This is a genomic window from Pallidibacillus pasinlerensis (assembly GCF_009996845.1).
Lineage (GTDB): Bacteria > Bacillota > Bacilli > Bacillales > Caldibacillaceae > Pallidibacillus > Pallidibacillus pasinlerensis.
This window is the reverse complement of record NZ_JAACYS010000171.1, coordinates 1-356: the sequence shown is the minus strand read 5'-3', so window position 1 is coordinate 356 and position 356 is coordinate 1. Positions and strand designations below refer to the sequence as shown.

At 47.5% G+C, this 356-nt stretch carries 1 rRNA gene; it reads right to left on the bottom strand.

Annotated elements, in window-relative coordinates:
• Nucleotides 1-313: ribosomal RNA gene (locus GW534_RS16060) — 23S ribosomal RNA — on the bottom strand; the annotation flags it as partial.
• Between the last annotated feature and the right edge of the window lie 43 nt (nt 314-356).

Below are 356 nucleotides of genomic sequence, written 5' to 3'. Positions count from 1 at the left end.
TATAGAGTGTCCTACAACCCCAAGAGGCAAGCCTCTTGGTTTGGGCTGTTCCCGTTTCGCTCGCCGCTACTTAGGGAATCGATTTTTCTTTCTCTTCCTCCAGGTACTTAGATGTTTCAGTTCCCTGGGTGTGCCTTCCTTATCCTATGAATTCAGATAAGGATACCTTCCCATTACGGAAGGTGGGTTTCCCCATTCGGAAATCTCCGGATCAAAGCTTACTTACAGCTCCCCGAAGCATATCGGTGTTAGTCCCGTCCTTCATCGGCTCCTAGTGCCAAGGCATCCACCGTGCGCCCTTATTAACTTAACCGTTAATAAGTTCAAAAACTTCCATGACTAGCGATAGTCATTTC